The sequence below is a fragment of the Epilithonimonas tenax DSM 16811 genome (assembly GCF_000428485.1).
In the GTDB taxonomy this organism is placed as follows: domain Bacteria; phylum Bacteroidota; class Bacteroidia; order Flavobacteriales; family Weeksellaceae; genus Epilithonimonas; species Epilithonimonas tenax.
On the sequence record NZ_AUAA01000034.1, the window covers coordinates 20298 to 36109 of the forward strand.

Consider the following 15812-nt stretch of genomic DNA (forward strand, 5'->3'; position numbering starts at 1 on the left):
AAATAAGGATTACACCTCAAATTTTACCATTTATCACGAATTCAAAAGTAAATTGTAATTTAGAACATTAAAACAAAAACAATGAGAGCAATCAAAATTCTGGTTTCTGCAAGCCTACTATGTTCGATGTCAATCTCTTGCAATAGTTCTGGCAACGATAATCCAACTGCGAATAAAAAACTGATCGAAAACTATTTTGAATTGTTTAACAAACACCAGTGGAAAGCACTTTCCGAGATGTATACCGAGAATGCAGAATTCAAAGATCCTTCTTTCGGAAACGGCATCGTAAAACAATCCAAAGCAGATTTTGTAAAAAAATATACTGAACTCAATCAGATTTTTCCTGATCTGAAAGACAAGGTTCTTCACGTTTATCCTTCAGGAGACAAGAATATGATCGTCGAGTTTGTTTCTACAGGAACCGCACCGGATCAATCCAAATTCGAACTCCCTATTTCGACGATTTTCACCATAGAGAATGGGAAAATCACTAAAGATTTTACCTATTACGACAATTTTGAAGCAGCAAAATAATGAACCTTTTTGACGACCAATTCGAATTAATAGAAAACATTCTGCCTTATGACGGCATCACTTCTTACTGTGGAAAGGTTTTTTCTGAGGCAGAAGCCAATGATTATTTCAACAGATTGATGACGGAAATAGAATGGAAAAGTGACCAAGCCGTGATCTTCGGAAAAGTTATAGAAACCAAACGAAAAGTCGCCTGGTACGGGAGCGAGCCGTTCAGCTACACTTATTCCGGACGTACCAAAACGGCTTTGAAGTGGAACAAAACACTGCTCGATATCAAAGAAAAAATAGAAACTGTGAGTGGCGAAAGTTTCAATTCATGTCTTCTCAATCTCTACCACGACGGTGCTGAAGGCATGGCTTATCACAGCGATGGCGAGAAGGATTTGAAGGAAAATGCTGCGATCAGTTCTGTCAGTTTCGGGGCAGAGCGGAAGTTCAATTTCAAGCATAAAACGTCGAAAGAACTGGTTTCTCTTGTTTTGGAAAACGGAAGTTTACTGATGATGAAAGACAAGACGCAGAAGTTCTGGTTTCACAGATTACCCACGACTACGAGAATCATCAAACCAAGAATCAGCCTGACTTTCCGGACGATTGACAAGTCGAAATCACGTTAGATGACGGCTTTATATTTCTTCATAAATCCAATACAAAGCATCAATCCTACAATAGATAATCCTGCACCTACCAGAGACGGATAGTTATAAGTCAGGCCATATTCCAAAGGCAATCCACCGAAAAATGCACCAAAGGAATTCGCAATATTGAAAGCCGCCTGCATAATGGCTGCAGCCATCATTTCAGAATTTTTGGCGGTACGCAGCATGATAATATTAATAGGTGTACCCACAGACATCGATAAAACACCACAAACAAAGGTGAGAATAAGCGAAACAATCTTGTTTTCTGAGAAGAAAAACACGCAGATCAAAGCCAAAATCATCGCTCCAAAAAGAATACACGCTGCCAAAGCCGGCCGCATCTTATCAGACATCACACCGCCCAGAAAATTACCTATGACCATTCCCGAACCGGCTAAAACCATAATGTAAGCGATAGAATCTGTTGAGAATTTGGAAACATGGGTCATCAGCGGTGTGATGTAACTGAACCACGCAAACAGCCCACCGAAACCTATGGCAGTGATGGCAATAATATGCCAGGCCTTGATGGTTTTAAAAAATTGCAACTCATCCTTGAGAGTGACTGTTCGCAAGCTGTCCATATAGGGCAATAGAAATTTTAGGGCAGCAATGGTCAACAAGCCAATCAGCGAAACGACCCCGAATGCATAACGCCAAGACAGCAGATGTCCCAGCCAAGTGACAAATGGGACCATCGCCAGATTGGCCAACGTCAAACCAGCAAACATCACGGCGATACTTTGTGCCTGCTTTCCTGGTTTTGCCAATCGTGACGAAACAACGATCCCAACACCGAAAAACGCACCGTGCGGCAATCCGGACAGGAACCGCAGAATCATCATCGTGTAATAATCATTGGACAACGCAGACAATCCGTTGAAGATGGTGAATGCAATCATCATGAAAATCAGGATTCTTTTGGGAGGAAACTTTGCGGCATAAGCAACCAAAATTGGTGCGCCAACGACCACACCTGCTGCATACGAGGAAATAAGATGTCCGGCCTGCGGGATTGAAATCTTCAAAGATTTTGCAACCTCTGGCAAAAGTGCCATTATAACGAATTCTGTTGTCCCAATTGCCAATCCGCCAAGTGTGAGCGGAAGTATTCTCTTATCCATTTTGCAAAAGTCCTGATTTTAAAACTGAAAGTCAAGTTTTAGAGATTCAAAATATCGAATGGTAAGATTAAATTAAACTATTGTTTAAATTGGGTTCATAAAAAAAAACAGAAATCAGTTAAATAAATGCCCAAATGTGAATTGATTTTGAATCCGCAGCCCGGCCTGAATGGAAATCCTTTTTTGCAGCTGGTACAGCCTGGCAAAAAGATTGGGAATGGAGGACGGATAAAGCTGCCATAAAAATGATTATTAATTGCGTAATATCCGTTATGTTTTGATTTTTCTGCTATTTTTGCATAGTTTAAAATTATGCTGAACAAAGTGCTCACATTTCCGATCGTGGTTTTGATCAAGTTCTATCAATATGCTATCTCGCCTTGGCTGGGAAAAAATTGCAGATATGACCCCACCTGTTCGCACTACACTTTGGAAGCACTGCAAGTCCACGGACTCATCAAAGGAAGCTGGCTGGCGATGAAAAGAATCGCAAGCTGCCATCCCTGGGGAGGCCAAGGCTATGACCCGGTGCCACCAAGAAAACAATAAAATCACCTATCAATGAACAACTTTTTTTTAAGAATTTATTTGATTCTTTTTGCCGGAATTTTCCAAATGGTTTCTTCCCAAAGTGCCACAGATGCCCTTTCTGACGGAACTTTGAAGATCAACAACAAAGAAACTGTAGCGGTAAAAATCTTCGCCACACAAAACACAACCCTTTTCTATGAGGAGGCTTCCCGAAATATTCCCAACGAGCTTGTGATCCTGAATGAGGACAATGTCACGGCGGAATCTGCAGAACAACTGGCGTCTATCCAGAATATACTTTTGAAGTACAAAGGCTTCAATTATCAGTTTTTGGATCAGGATTTCAAGCCTGTCGATGCCACTTTGGAGCAGAAGAATATTGAAAATTTTAAATACCTTTTAAAATCCAACCGTGTTCTGAAGCCAACGGACAGTACAGAATTGGAAACCAGTTTCAAAATTTGGGATCCTGTGAAAGGCATCAAATTGGGACCTGTGATGCTTCATTTTTACAGTCTGATGTTTATCTTGGCATTTGGATTGGGCTATTTTATGATGGCCAAGATCTTCAGGATCGATGGTGTGGATGAGAAATACCTGGAGCCATTTTTCACCTGGACATTGTTAGGAACTATTCTGGGCGCGCGTTTAGGTCACGTCATTTTCTATCAGCCCGAACTTTTCAAGGATGATTTCCTCAGTGTATTTTTACCAGTTAGTACCAAAGGCGGTTTGCATTTTACCGGATTTTCCGGCCTGGCAAGTCACGGTGCAGCAATCGCGGTGATTGCGACCACTTTGTATTACAGCATCAAAATCATCAAGAAAAATCCACTTTGGGTGTATGACAGAATCGGAATTGTGGTGGCTTCCGGCGGTGCTTTTGTAAGAATGGGAAATTTTTTCAACTCAGAGATCATCGGAAAACAAGTAGATCCAACCTCACCTTTCGCACTCCTTTTCCCTCAGCAAAGTTCAGAATACGGCGTAACCATCCCGAGATATCCAACGCAATTGTTTGAAGCATTCGGATACGTTTGCCTCTTCTTTTTGCTTTGGTTCTTGTATAGAAAAACCGATAAGAAATACCAGCAAGGTTGGCTATTCGGATTATTTTTCATTCTACTTTGGGCGATCCGTTTCTTTGTAGAGTTCCTGAAGGAGCCACAAGGCGATGAGTTTATTTCATTTGCAGGACTTAATACCGGGCAGATCCTTAGTATTCCGTTTATGGTTGCAGGAGCAGTAATCATGATCATATCAAAGAAATATAAACTTCCGAAAGAGGAAACAGTATAAAATGAAAACTCCCAGAATTTGGGAGTTTTTTTTAGGTCAAAAATTTTAATTTACAAATTATCAATCGCTTTCAAAAACCTTTCCACAACCTCATCAGAAGTTGCCCAAGAGGTGATCAGACGTATGGCAGAATTGTTTTCGTCCCTCTTTTTCCAAACATAGAAATCAAAATGTTCTGATAACTTTTCGATTTGAGAATTGCTGAGAATGGGGAAGATCTGATTGGTAAAAGTTTCTGATAAGAACTTAAATCCTTTCTTTTGAAAAGCCGATTTGATCTTCATTGCCTGAAGGTTGGATTGTTTCGCCAGATCAAAATAAAGGTCATCTTTCATCAATTCCAAAAACTGAATCCCCAGCAATCTGCCTTTGGCCAGCAGTGCGCCTTTTTGCTTGATATGGAAGCCGAAATCTTCTTTCAGTTTATCATTCGTGATCACAATAGCTTCGCCCAGAAGTGCGCCATTTTTTGTCCCGCCGAGATAGAAAACATCAGTGAAAGTAGCGACATCTTCTAGGGTCAAGTCGCTGATTTCTGATGTCAACGCCTGCGCTATTCTTGCACCGTCCATAAAAAGATACAGATCATTGGACTGGCAAAATTCATATAATTCTTTCAGCTCTTGTTTTTGGTAAATGGTACCAATTTCTGTTGAATTGGAAATGTAAACCAACCTTTGTTTCAGTTGATGCGGCTTGTTGGTATGACTGTCCAAAACAGATTGGATATGCTCCGGTTTCAACTTTCCGTCTTCTGTGACGATGCCGTGGATCTTGTGTCCTGTTGCTTCTATCGCGCCGGTTTCGTTGGTAAAGATATGTCCTGTCTCTGCGGAAATCACACTCTCATGGGGACGAAGAACCGAAGAAATCACCAAAAGATTAGCTTGCGTTCCGCCGCTTACAAAGTGTATATCAGCTCTTTGATCTTCTATTTTATTTTTGATTAATTCTCTGGCTTCATTAGAATAATCGTCGTCGCCGTAGCCATTTTGCTGATCCAGATTTGACTTTACTAAAGCTTCTAAAATATGAGGATGACAAGCTTCTGAGTAATCATTTTTGAAGGAATATTTCTGCATTTTTCTTTCTACTTTTTTAAAGATTCAAAGTTATTGATTTTGGTGAATGACAAAAAATTAAAACCAAACTAATTTGTTAGTCAAAAATTGACTTGCATCTAACTTTTCCTTAATTTTGGGAAATGAATTCTTTAACTGAAGAAAATTACCTGAAAGCACTTTATCACCTTGCCAATGAGAATGACGAAGTTTCTGTGAATGATCTTAGCCGACAGCTAAACATCAAAATGCCGTCTGTCAACAGTATGGTGAAAAAATTTGCTGACAAAAACTGGGTGAAATATGAATCCTATAAACCTATCAAACTGACGGAATCCGGAAAAAAAGAAGCCTCATTGATCGTAAGAAAACACCGGTTAACAGAAATGTTTCTGGTGGAGAAAATGGGCTTCGGTTGGGAAAATGTTCATGAAATTGCGGAACAACTGGAGCACATCCATTCTGATTTGTTTTTTGATAAAATGGATGAGATCCTGAACTACCCCAAAATGGATCCGCACGGTGAACCCATTCCTGACAAAGACGGTAATATCCTGCAACCCGATCATAAAAAACTGAGCAAATGCAAAGAAAACGAAACTGTAGAACTAGCATCCGTCGCGACTTCTTCAGAAGAATTTCTCAACTTCCTTAATAAAAGAAGCCTTAGCCTAGGTACAATATTGAAAATCGTACAGATCGAAGGTTATGATCAATCCATGTTGGTGGCTTATAACGGGCGGGAAGAGAATTTTAGTAAGACGGTTTGTGAGAGGTTGCTGGTGAAATAATTATGAATTATCAAACTACTATATTAATTTTCTTCTTTTCATTACTAATAAGCTGTAATGAATCTAAATCTGACAAAATTGTTAAAAGGAAAGACCAGCCAGATGTTCATATTTTGAAAAATGATTCAGAAATGAATACAGCTATCGACAATGCAAGAAAAACTATTGTTGATTTTGAAAAAGCAATCACTAGTAAAAATTCAAATTACTATCATTTTGCTTTAAAGAAACGATTTAAAATTGGAGAATCTGGTGGAGAACATATCTGGATAAGTAATATTGGATATCAAAATAATAAATATTACGGCATAGTAGATAATCTCCCAAATTCTACAACTGGGGTACAACTTGGAGATACGATTGAAATTCCACTAGAAGATATCACAGATTGGCTTTATGTTGATAAAAACACAGTCAAAGGAGCCTATACAACTCGAGTATTAAGAAAAAGGACAACCGAACAAGAAAGAAAAAAAATGGATTCGGAAAGCGGACTAATTTTTGAAGAATAAAAGAAAAGAGACTCAAACCGAGTCTCTTTTAATATTTAGTTGAACATATCTTTTACTTTCTCAAAGAATGTTTTTTCTTTTCCTGTTGGTTCGGCGTTCATATCGCCATTTTCCAATTGTTTCTGGAAGAAATCCTTTTGGTCCTTCGTCAGTTTCTGTGGCGTCCAAACGTTGATATGAACAAACATATCACCTTTTCCACCATAACCTTCGATGTTTGGAAGACCTTTTCCTGCCAATCTTAAGATCTTGCCAGACTGTGTTCCTTCATCCACTTTGATCTTCACTTTTCCACCAACCACGTTGATTTCTTTTGTGGTTCCCAAAGCCGCTTCTGCAAAAGAAACATACAGTTCCTGGTGAAGATTGTCGCCTTCCCGTTTGATGGTATTGTCCACTTCTTCTTCTACCACAACCAAAAGATCACCAGGCGTGCCACCAAGAGGCGCATCATTCCCTTTCCCTCTTACATTCAATTGGATACCGTCTCTGGCTCCAGCCGGAATGTTGATTGTGATTTCTTCATCCTCTTTAATAAGACCTTGAGCATTGGCTCCCGCAGGGATCTTGTCCGCTACTTTCCCAACACCTTGGCAATTCCCACAAGTGGTCTGTGACTGCATCTGTCCAAAAACAGTGTTCATCATTCTTACCTGAACGCCGCTTCCGTTACAGGTAGGACAAGTTTTAGAAGTAACACCTTTCGCCAGCTTCATTTTTTTGACCTTGATGGTTTTCTGAGTTCCTGCGATCATTTCTTCCAGGTTCAGTTTGATGCGGACCCGAAGATTAGAACCACGTGCCTGCTGTTGTCTCTGGCCGCCACCGCCGCCAAATCCACCTCCGAAAATATCACCAAATTGACTGAAGATGTCCTCCATATTCATGCCACCTCCAAATCCGCCGCCGCCGTATCCACCGCCAGCTGCACCACCAACACCCGCGTGACCGTATTGGTCGTATCTCGCTTTCTTGTTGTCGTCGCTTAGAACTTCGTAGGCTTCTGCTGCTTCTTTGAATTTTTCCTCCGCTTCTTTATCACCAGGATTTTTGTCCGGATGAAATTTGATTGCCATTTTCCGGTAGGCTTTCTTGATCTCTTCAGCACTTGCTGATTTGGTAATTTCTAATATCTCGTAATAATCGCGCTTCGCCATAATTAATAATTGATAAGTGATAAATGATAATTGATCCTGAGCTCAGCTATCTTTATCATTGATAATTTTTAGTTTCCTGTCACTACTTTTGCGAAACGGATCACTTTCTCGTGAAGCTGGTATCCTGTTTCTACAACATCTATGATCTTTCCTTTCAGGTCTTCTGACGGAGAAGGGATCGAGGTAATAGCCTCGTGAAGATCTACATTGAAGGCATCACCTTGCTCTACATGAATGGGTTTCAGTCCTTTGTCTATCAATTTGCCTTTTAATTTTTGGTAGATCAATTCGATACCTTTCAGTTCCGATTGGTTACCACTTTTTGAAATTTCTTTGATGGCTCTTTCGAAATCATCTACAACACCCAACATAGAGGTCATCAGATCCTGAGAAGCATACAGATAGAAATCATTCTTTTCTTTCTGTGTTCTTTTTTTGTAGTTTTCGAATTCTGCGTAAAGACGGATATATCTGTCTTTTTCTTCTGCCAAAAGTTCTTCTGCAGTCGGTTTTTGTGACAGATTTTCTTGATTTTCAGTTTCAGGATTTTCGGTTGATTGTGTTTCCTGGTTTAGGTTTTCTTCGTGTATATCTTTGTTTTCTTCCATTATGATAATTTTACAGGGTACAATTCTCAATTCTTTTGCCAATTGTGGTTTTTTGACAATTAGGCAGAAACTTATGATGAATGGTGGATGAAAGTTGGTCAAGGACAAGTGGTGAAAAGAATAGAGCAAGGTGAACGGATGACAAAAGTTTGTCAGTGCGCAGTTGCGTGAGCGATGGCAGTGGATATCCTTTTTGTCTTCACGACAGGTTCTACTGAATGACCAATGGTGAAGACAAAAAGATAGTAACGGACAGCGCGGCCTGAGCCAAGGGAAATGCGGCTGCGAAGGGCACGCCCAGATTTTTATTTGATTTGACTCGTTACTTTATTCCGGAAATCGATGTCGTCTAAAGTCCATTGTAAGATGCGGTCTTCTTTGCCGAAGAGGTCTTCAAAATTGGGATCAACGTAGAAATGAGGAACAACACCTCTGTTTTGATTTTCGAAAGTGATGTTCGGACGGATGAGGAATAATCCGATGGGAAGCGTGAGGCGGGAATTTGGCAAAACCACCGTATTGTTGACGCCAGCCACCGTGCCGTCATTGGCGCCACCTGTTTCCTCACCTACGATGATGGCTCGATTTTCAAACTTTAGTTTGGCAGAAATAATAGACGATGCTGAAAAACTAGCACCGTTTACAAGCACATAAATCTTGCCTTTGAAAGCGTTTTCTTTTGGTTTTGTGGACCTTGATGCAAACTCGCGGAAGTAGTATTTTTTGTCTTTTCTGGAGGACAAGAGGTAATTGCCTGCGAGAAAAAAAGGATAAGCAGGTGCGCTGAGAATAGAAGTAAAAACGGACTGTCCGCGGAAATAATTCTGATGCATGCCGGAAGTTTTCGCGGTCATTTCCGGTGCTTTGATCAGGGTAAACCTCTGGTCTGTCAGATAAGAATATAAGGTATTGATCTCGGAAAGAGAGCCGCCCAGATTATCTCTGATATCCAGAATGAGGTAAGTAGATTTTGCTTTCCTGATCTTTGTGAAAGTCTCGCTGTAGAACTTTCTGGCATAACTTGCAGAGAAAGATTTGATCTTGATGTAGGCCACGGTGCTGTCGGTTTTCAGAAATTTGAAACTGCGGTTATAGCTTTTGGAAGTGGCGTCGTAATCCTGAATTTTCTGATCTGCGGACAGTTTTGGCAGTATTTTCTCATCCGCGATTTCTTTTGTTTCCTTTTTTTGTCTTTTGAGATGTACTTCTTGAACAGTATTATCGCAAATTGTTTTTAGCTTCACGCTATCCAAATAACCATTTTCCAGGGTATAAAAATTGAAAAACGTAAGGTTGATAAAATATTTTTGAAATGTGCTGTTCTCACCGTCCGAGCTGTATAGCTTTCTGTACTTTTTGATGATATCTGAGACATTTTCATTATTAATTTTCAGGATTTCTGTCCCCGTTTTGATGGCCGCCACATTTTCTCTGTTTTCTTTTACAAAAATCCTATCGTTTATGATTTTGTACTCCATCATTGCAAACAGCGGTTTTTTAGTTTTAAAATCCTTCTGCTCTGCCTTGGAATAGGTTCTCCCAATAGACCTGAGTCTCAGATGACCTTCATTGATGCTTGCGATGACCGGCGCCAATTTGAAGTAAAACTGGTTGGGCGTCAAAGGTTGGTGGATGGTAGTTTTGAGGCTATCAAATTGATGGTCCAACTGTTCCTTGGAAATGTACCAATACAGATTGGGATGGAACTTCTGAAGTTTGGCATAAGTAAAGTCGATGTCTCTTATCAATTTCGCTGCGGGAATTGGTTTCTCCAAAAAGAGGTTTTTTTTCTTGACGGATTGACAAGAAAAAAGCACCATGGCCATCAAAAGAGCTATCGTATGTTTCATGATTAAGAAACTAAAAATATGATTTTTAATTCACAAAGTAGCAATCCCAAAAATAACTTTAACATTTTATAACAAAAAGTGGTTCTGGATTTGTAGTGCAGTTCTAGTATCAATTAACCACTAACTATATGAAAAATATAATTCTTGCGACTTCCGCATTTCTGATCTCTCAGTTTTCTTTTGCTCAGACCAAAGACATCACTGCTTTTACAAGCCTTAAGGTGTTTGACAAAATTCCGGTGCAACTGGTTTCATCTGATGCTTACAAGGCAGAAGTCAGCGGAACGATGGCCAATGAAGTAGAGTTCGTAAACTCCGGTAACGAACTGAGAATCCGAATGATACCTACCAAACTACTGCAAGGTGATGACATCAAAATCTTGCTTTACTATAAAGACATCAATGATATCCAAGCAAGTCAGGGTGCAAAAATCACTTCTAATGACACTGTAAAAGCTTCAAAATTGGGGTTAACATCCAACGAAGGCTCCAACATAGATCTCAGTGTAGATGCCAGCGTGGTAGAAGGAAAAGTGAATACGGGTGCATCTTTGAAATTAAGAGGAATGTCTGATTCGCAGTCTGTCGTGGTCAATACTGGGGCCAAATATGATGGGCAAGATCTGCAGACCAAGATCACAAGCATCACAACCAATGCCGGAGGACAAGCGTCTGTCTACGTGACCGAATCTGTAACCGCCACAACACGAGCTGGCGGCACCATTGATATCTACGGTAAACCAAAATCTAAGAATGACAAGAGAATTGCTGGAGGTAAAATTAATTACCATTAAAATAATGCAAGACGTGCGTCTTTACGAATAAAAATACAACATCTAGTATAAAACAAAATCCCACCAAATTGCTTTGATGGGATTTTCTTATTTTTTTCTTGAGGATGATTGCCTGATCTGCAACATCGGCGTGAGAACCAGTTTCTTCTCTATGGTTATACCTGAGAAATTATCCCTGATGCTTTCCAGAAAAACATTCCCCGAAACCTTACCCATCATCACTGGCGTTTGATCTACAGAACTGATAGACAGCTCCATAAACTGTGTAAAAGGCTCATTACTAAACCCTATGACACCGATATCTTCTGGTATTCTAAGTTTTAAGTTTTTAATTTCCTTACAAACGCCAAGCGCTGTAAAATCTGAGGCAGAGAAAATAGCATCTGGTTTTATTTTTCTTTTCCAAACGTTTTTCATTGCGTGGATCCCTTCCTCTATGGAACTTCCTGTATTGATGATATGATCCTGAATGACAGGCAATTTATAATCTTCCAAAGCACTGATGTAGCCCTTCAGTCTGTTCTGATAGATCTCCAGATTCTGATCTCCTGAAAAATGGTAAATATTTTTATAACCTTCGCTAATCAGATGTTCCGTCGCAAGATAAGCACCTTTGTGATCATCAATAGTGATTGTACTGATACCAGGGACATCTTTTTTCCTGTCAAAGAATATGATTGGCGTATTGGTCGTACTGACTACTTTTTTCATGTAATCTGTATCGCTGGTGTTTTTTGAGATTGAAATAAAAATACAATCCACCTGGGTATGCAGCAGCGTATTCAACTGTTTTTTTTCTATCGCAGCATCATCGTGACTTTGGCAGATAATCACGCGGTACCCGTGCGGCGAAAGCTCCTCTTCTATTCCACGGATCACAGATGAGAAAAAGTTGGTATTGATGTAGGGCACGATAACGCCTACTGTTTTGGTCTCGCCACTTTTAAGCGCCTTTGCAAGATTGTTCTGCTTGTAATCCATTTCTTTAGCCGCATTCACGACCAATTCCTTGGTAGCCTGGCTGATTCTTGGGTGGTCGTTCAGCGCTCTGGATACAGTCGCCACACTCACATTCAGTTTTTTAGAAATGTCGTATATCGTGGTGTTCTTTTTTGCCATGTATTCTTTTCTGAATAATTGTAAATATATAAATAATTCCCTATTGACACTGATATTTTAATCCAAATTCAAAAAATAATAAGTATTATTTTCTCAAATCCGCTGATATTTTAAAATAAACCAAATACTATTAAATAATATTTGATATTGGATCGGCTTGTTTGAAAAATCAATAATAAAAAAGCCAACTCAACTTGTGAATTGGCTTTTTTCTGGTCAATAATTCTAATTTTTGATTAATTTCCCTGAAATCTGTCCAGAATTAAATCTCAAACTGTAGAAGTACACGCCGATTTTCAAATCTTTTGTAGGTATTGTAAGTTGATTTGCACCAGTTTTTTGATTGCGCTTTTTGATGCTTTTGACAATTCTTCCGTTCATATCGTAAACCGTAACATGGATGTCAGAAGCGTCTTTCAGATCATAAGCGATGGTTACCGCTTCTGTAAACGGATTTGGATAAACACTCACTTTTACATCGTTGGTATGGCTAACACCCAAAGTAGAAAAGTCAAAGTTAACTGACGGCTCCGGCATCCAGTCAAAAATAAAGGATGGATCTGTTTCTTTCCGGAAAACGTTGCCCACTGTATAGATCTGCGACTGCGTTTCATTAAGAACCACGCCACCATTTGCTCTCAACGCTAATCTCTCTGGTGTAGCACCATCTCCTGTGTTGCCGTACTCTGCAAAAGTGACAGGCAGCGTTCCGTTGATTGGTGTGGTCCAGCCTACGGGATTCAGCATAGATGGCGTTGCACATCTGATGAATGCTGATTTTGGGATGTTCTGCCAAGCGCGTCCAAAATGAAAATTGTTAATCACTGTTCCGTTAAAATCTGCAGTTCCGGCAGCCGGCACTGTTAAATTACAATCCAGAAATACAAATCCGAATTTGGTAGAAGCCTCTGTAGAAGGTGCTGTAACAACGCTATTTTGCCGGTTGATATAAGTCGTACAATTATCAAAAACAACTGTCTGACGACCGAATATAAAATCGACGTTTCCTTCTATGTAAGAGTTTTTGAAATATGCTCTACCAATGCTATTTCCAAGATATGTATCCTGATAACCCAATATTCTGCAATCATAAAATGCCTGACGGTCGCCCTGTGTTTTCAGCGCGACAGCCTGTGTAGAAGAGTTGATCTGCGTATTGACCGTAGAGTTCACAAAGGTATTGGCCACTGTTATTTTAGAAGCTGTAAAATCATTTCCAAAAATTGCCATCGTCTGAGAAAGAGAAGTTCCGTAAGGTAAATTGGTATCCGGATTGGTTGTACCGGCCGAGATATTATTTGTAATAACAGTTGTTGCGGCATCATCTCCTATCAAAAATACATTTGATTTGCTTGCCGCCAAAACCGGTCTTTCCGTATAAGTTCCTGGTTTTATGTGAAGCACCCATTTACCTGTATAATTGTCGGGTACTGCATCAAAAGCAGCCTGAACAGTGGTATAATCTCCGCTTCCGTCTTTAGCAATGGTTTTGATAATCTGCGGGTCTGTGGCTTTGGTTGTCACTGTGGCTGTAGCTCCGTAAGATGTTCCTGCAGAATTGGTAGCAAAGGTTCTTGCATAATAAAGAGTGGAAGGATCTGCACCATAAACATAAGAGGAGAAAATGCCTAAACCTGTTCCTGCAGATACTTTCGCAGCATTTTCCAAAGTTGGTGTGTTATTGGTCTTAGACCATACGATGCCGCGTTCTGTCACATGAGCACCACCCCAGTCTGATACATTTCCAGATAGGACAAATGATATATTGGTCACTTGAGACTGAGAAGTTGTCGTAACCGCTGGAGCAACAACACTGGTTAAAGTGGTGAAACTAACCTGAGATCCGTAAGCCGTTCCCGCAGCATTGGTTGCGTACGCACGCGCATAATATGTAGTTCCCACAGACAGTCCCGTCAAAGCACTTTCAAATGAACCTGTAGTTGCATTCTCGTTGGTTTTTGAATCTGTAATTGTGGGCGTCTGACTGGTACTCCAAACCACGCCACTCGCCGTGATTGCACCACCACCGTTGCTGGAAATTGTACCGCCAGAAACTGCACTGGTTGTAGAAACCGACGCTACTGCTGCTGTGGAAACAGTTGCAGGATTCGCAACCGCACCTTCCATAGTTCCTGAGATCTTGACATTTCTCAAACCAAACTGTTTGTTGGTAGCCGCAGCTGCCAGATAAGGATAAAATCTAATGTAAAGCTTCTGACTGCCCGTAAGTACAACAGGCGTTGCAAGCGTTGCGCTTAAAGCAGAAGAAGCATTATTCGGTAATTTGGTTGCTGTCTGGATAGAAACGGGATTTGAGAAATCGGCATTCACACTGTAAAAGGCCTGATAATACATATTACCTGTGCCTGACGCCCCAACCAATGCATCCACTTTGTCCACCGTCAAGGTACCGCCGTTTGTAGGATTGATATCCAACTGAACGTAAACATTCGGGTTGAAAACTGAGGTGCTTCCTGTTGCCGTCCAGCTATTGGCAGCTCCAACCAATTGCCAAAACACCACATTGCTGTCTGTCACAGCATCGCCTGTAAAATCAATTTTTGTGTTGATATTATACGCTACGGTAGCTGCCGGAAAACTGATGTTGGATTCCAGATTACCTTCCAACGATTTTGCTGTAATACTAGCAATCAAAGGCCAGGTTACAGATGCCGGAGTTGCTTCTGAAAATATGGACCAGCTAGCCCCATTTTTGTTTTGACCAGACTTATTAACTTCTGTGGTATTTTCCTTAGAAAATGAAGTAGTCGCATCGTCACTTGATGACTTGGTGACATAAGAAATGCTCTTTCCTATTCCGAAAATCATCACAGCACTCAATAATGCAGCTGGCAAGATTAGATTTTTTTTCATTGTTAATTTTGATTAATTGTTGCGAAATGGTTTTTGATAGTCAGTTTTATTTTATGATCACTTTTTGTACAAAAGAACGATCCTTGGTCTTCACCTCGAATAATTTCACGCCTTTACCAATATGATTAATTGATATGGCATCTATCACATTATCGCCTTTATTCAAGGTTCCGCTGTAGACAAGGCCTTCAGATTTCCCTGAAAAATCTTTCACAGAGATCTGAACAGACTGATGGCTATCTTTTGAGAAAAGCTGTAGTGAAATTTTTTCTGAGGCCGGATTTGGGAAAAATGAATCAGCCGGATTGATTTTAGAATTCACTTCACCCGTTGCTAAAAAAAGACAGTCCGTGGGCTGTAAAAGTACCGCTCCCGCCCCTGCCATTACAGTTTGCTTCACGTCTGTAGAAGCAATTTTATCAATGCTGTACGGTGGCACAAAAGCAGTTCCAGATCCCACCATTGTTCCACTTGCGCCAGAAAATGTATTACTGACCAATTGTGCGGCAGTGAAATTCCCGGTCTCAAGTCTTATCGGATTTTTAACATTTTCAAAATAATTACCTTCTATCAGAAGATCCGCTTTGAAACCTGCGTAGATACAGTAGTTGCTTACAGAACTGTTAAAATAATTATTTAACCCGTAGTGCATTATAAAAAAGGTTACTCATAATACGAAAATTTCGTATATTGTATTGACTATCAATCTAATACGTTATGAATAACCTAGATGCAATTTACGATTTTATTTTAAAGGAATTAAGAAAATTAACCATCAAAGAAAATTTTTATTTCAAACCAATTAAACCAAAATTATCTGATTTAGAGCTCATTGCAATAAATATTTCTGCGGAATATTTATCGATAGATTCAGAATATCAGTTGTTTAGATACCTCTCTAATTCAAAACT

At 40.0% G+C, this 15812-nt stretch carries 15 protein-coding genes and 1 pseudogene; 8 read left to right on the forward strand and 8 right to left on the reverse strand.

The annotated features are described in order from the left end of the window. Window positions 1-81: 81 nt before the first annotated feature. Both F564_RS0113715 and F564_RS0113720 read left to right on the forward strand, forming a co-directional pair. Window positions 82-537: a nuclear transport factor 2 family protein gene (locus F564_RS0113715; protein ID WP_028123156.1), complete on the forward strand. Its 456-nt coding sequence runs from the start codon at window positions 82-84 to the stop codon at window positions 535-537. Then, entirely contained in the window at window positions 537-1157 is a 621-nt protein-coding gene (locus tag F564_RS0113720) for an alpha-ketoglutarate-dependent dioxygenase AlkB family protein (RefSeq protein ID WP_028123157.1), read from the forward strand. The genes F564_RS0113715 and F564_RS0113720 overlap by 1 nt, the downstream gene beginning before the upstream one ends. Here the strand turns inward: F564_RS0113720 and F564_RS0113725 are convergent. After that, window positions 1154-2305 (reverse strand): MFS transporter, encoded by a 1152-nt coding sequence (locus F564_RS0113725; protein WP_028123158.1) that lies wholly within the window; start codon window positions 2303-2305, stop codon window positions 1154-1156. The genes F564_RS0113720 and F564_RS0113725 overlap by 4 nt on opposite strands. A gap of 312 nt (window positions 2306-2617) precedes the next feature. On the opposite strand from F564_RS0113725, the gene yidD reads away from it, so the two are divergent. Both yidD and lgt read left to right on the forward strand, forming a co-directional pair. Next, a complete protein-coding gene (gene yidD, locus F564_RS0113735) occupies window positions 2618-2854 on the forward strand; it encodes a membrane protein insertion efficiency factor YidD (RefSeq protein ID WP_028123159.1) in 237 nt (78 codons plus the stop codon). A 423-nt stretch (window positions 2855-3277) separates the two neighbouring features. Continuing rightward, window positions 3278-4135: a prolipoprotein diacylglyceryl transferase gene (gene lgt / locus F564_RS20290; RefSeq protein WP_028123160.1), complete on the forward strand. Its 858-nt coding sequence runs from the start codon at window positions 3278-3280 to the stop codon at window positions 4133-4135. A 50-nt stretch (window positions 4136-4185) separates the two neighbouring features. Here the strand turns inward: lgt and F564_RS0113745 are convergent, their stop codons facing one another. Continuing rightward, a complete protein-coding gene (locus tag F564_RS0113745) occupies window positions 4186-5217 on the reverse strand; it encodes a threonine aldolase family protein (protein WP_028123161.1) in 1032 nt (343 codons plus the stop codon). Window positions 5218-5339: 122 nt separating this feature from the next. Between F564_RS0113745 and F564_RS0113750 the strand changes: the two genes are divergently transcribed. Both F564_RS0113750 and F564_RS0113755 read left to right on the forward strand, forming a co-directional pair. Continuing rightward, the gene (locus F564_RS0113750; protein ID WP_028123162.1) at window positions 5340-5987 is read left to right on the forward strand and encodes a metal-dependent transcriptional regulator; all 648 of its coding nucleotides are present in this window, start codon (window positions 5340-5342) and stop codon (window positions 5985-5987) included. 2 nt (window positions 5988-5989) lie between these two features. Next, window positions 5990-6499 carry a DUF2314 domain-containing protein gene (locus F564_RS0113755; RefSeq protein WP_028123163.1) on the forward strand — a complete coding sequence of 170 codons (510 nt, stop codon included), beginning with the start codon at window positions 5990-5992 and terminating at the stop codon, window positions 6497-6499. 35 nt (window positions 6500-6534) lie between these two features. Here F564_RS0113755 and dnaJ read toward each other — a convergent pair whose 3' ends face one another. The 3 genes from dnaJ to F564_RS0113775 form a co-directional block, all read right to left on the reverse strand. Further along, complete coding sequence (gene dnaJ / locus F564_RS0113760) at window positions 6535-7656, reverse strand: molecular chaperone DnaJ (protein ID WP_028123164.1); 1122 nt, start codon at window positions 7654-7656, stop codon at window positions 6535-6537. Window positions 7657-7724: 68 nt separating this feature from the next. Continuing rightward, window positions 7725-8264 (reverse strand): nucleotide exchange factor GrpE, encoded by a 540-nt coding sequence (locus F564_RS0113765; protein WP_028123165.1) that lies wholly within the window; start codon window positions 8262-8264, stop codon window positions 7725-7727. A 305-nt stretch (window positions 8265-8569) separates the two neighbouring features. After that, window positions 8570-10114, reverse strand: a complete 1545-nt coding sequence (locus F564_RS0113775; protein WP_028123166.1) for a S41 family peptidase — start codon at window positions 10112-10114, stop codon at window positions 8570-8572. A 128-nt stretch (window positions 10115-10242) separates the two neighbouring features. On the opposite strand from F564_RS0113775, the gene F564_RS0113780 reads away from it, so the two are divergent. After that, window positions 10243-10908: a head GIN domain-containing protein gene (locus tag F564_RS0113780; protein ID WP_028123167.1), complete on the forward strand. Its 666-nt coding sequence runs from the start codon at window positions 10243-10245 to the stop codon at window positions 10906-10908. 87 nt (window positions 10909-10995) lie between these two features. Here F564_RS0113780 and F564_RS0113785 read toward each other — a convergent pair whose 3' ends face one another. The 3 genes from F564_RS0113785 to F564_RS0113795 all read right to left on the reverse strand — a co-directional run bounded on the left by F564_RS0113785 (window position 10996) and on the right by F564_RS0113795 (window position 15553). Further along, window positions 10996-12027 carry a LacI family DNA-binding transcriptional regulator gene (locus tag F564_RS0113785; protein ID WP_028123168.1) on the reverse strand — a complete coding sequence of 344 codons (1032 nt, stop codon included), beginning with the start codon at window positions 12025-12027 and terminating at the stop codon, window positions 10996-10998. Window positions 12028-12252: 225 nt separating this feature from the next. Then, the gene (locus F564_RS19990) at window positions 12253-14901 is read right to left on the reverse strand and encodes a pectinesterase family protein (protein WP_051259683.1); all 2649 of its coding nucleotides are present in this window, start codon (window positions 14899-14901) and stop codon (window positions 12253-12255) included. A 46-nt stretch (window positions 14902-14947) separates the two neighbouring features. Continuing rightward, window positions 14948-15553 (reverse strand): T9SS type A sorting domain-containing protein, encoded by a 606-nt coding sequence (locus F564_RS0113795; RefSeq protein WP_028123169.1) that lies wholly within the window; start codon window positions 15551-15553, stop codon window positions 14948-14950. A gap of 65 nt (window positions 15554-15618) precedes the next feature. Here F564_RS0113795 and F564_RS0113800 point away from each other — a divergent pair. After that, window positions 15619-15812 (forward strand): annotated as a pseudogene (locus tag F564_RS0113800) (IS982 family transposase); the annotation flags it as partial.

Excerpts from the sequence above, each read along its gene's own strand:
- F564_RS0113715 (WP_028123156.1), top strand. The coding sequence starts at position 82 with ATGAGAGCAATCAAAATTCTGGTTTCTGCAAGCCTACTATGTTCGATG.
- F564_RS0113720 (WP_028123157.1), top strand. The coding sequence starts at position 537 with ATGAACCTTTTTGACGACCAATTCGAATTAATAGAAAACATTCTGCCT.
- F564_RS0113725 (WP_028123158.1), bottom strand. The coding sequence starts at position 2,305 with ATGGATAAGAGAATACTTCCGCTCACACTTGGCGGATTGGCAATTGGG.
- yidD (WP_028123159.1), top strand. The coding sequence starts at position 2,618 with ATGCTGAACAAAGTGCTCACATTTCCGATCGTGGTTTTGATCAAGTTC.
- F564_RS0113745 (WP_028123161.1), bottom strand. The coding sequence starts at position 5,217 with ATGCAGAAATATTCCTTCAAAAATGATTACTCAGAAGCTTGTCATCCT.
- F564_RS0113750 (WP_028123162.1), top strand. The coding sequence starts at position 5,340 with ATGAATTCTTTAACTGAAGAAAATTACCTGAAAGCACTTTATCACCTT.
- F564_RS0113755 (WP_028123163.1), top strand. The coding sequence starts at position 5,990 with ATGAATTATCAAACTACTATATTAATTTTCTTCTTTTCATTACTAATA.
- dnaJ (WP_028123164.1), bottom strand. The coding sequence starts at position 7,656 with ATGGCGAAGCGCGATTATTACGAGATATTAGAAATTACCAAATCAGCA.
- F564_RS0113765 (WP_028123165.1), bottom strand. The coding sequence starts at position 8,264 with ATGGAAGAAAACAAAGATATACACGAAGAAAACCTAAACCAGGAAACA.
- F564_RS0113775 (WP_028123166.1), bottom strand. The coding sequence starts at position 10,114 with ATGAAACATACGATAGCTCTTTTGATGGCCATGGTGCTTTTTTCTTGT.
- F564_RS0113780 (WP_028123167.1), top strand. The coding sequence starts at position 10,243 with ATGAAAAATATAATTCTTGCGACTTCCGCATTTCTGATCTCTCAGTTT.
- F564_RS0113785 (WP_028123168.1), bottom strand. The coding sequence starts at position 12,027 with ATGGCAAAAAAGAACACCACGATATACGACATTTCTAAAAAACTGAAT.
- F564_RS19990 (WP_051259683.1), bottom strand. The coding sequence starts at position 14,901 with ATGAAAAAAAATCTAATCTTGCCAGCTGCATTATTGAGTGCTGTGATG.
- F564_RS0113795 (WP_028123169.1), bottom strand. The coding sequence starts at position 15,553 with ATGCACTACGGGTTAAATAATTATTTTAACAGTTCTGTAAGCAACTAC.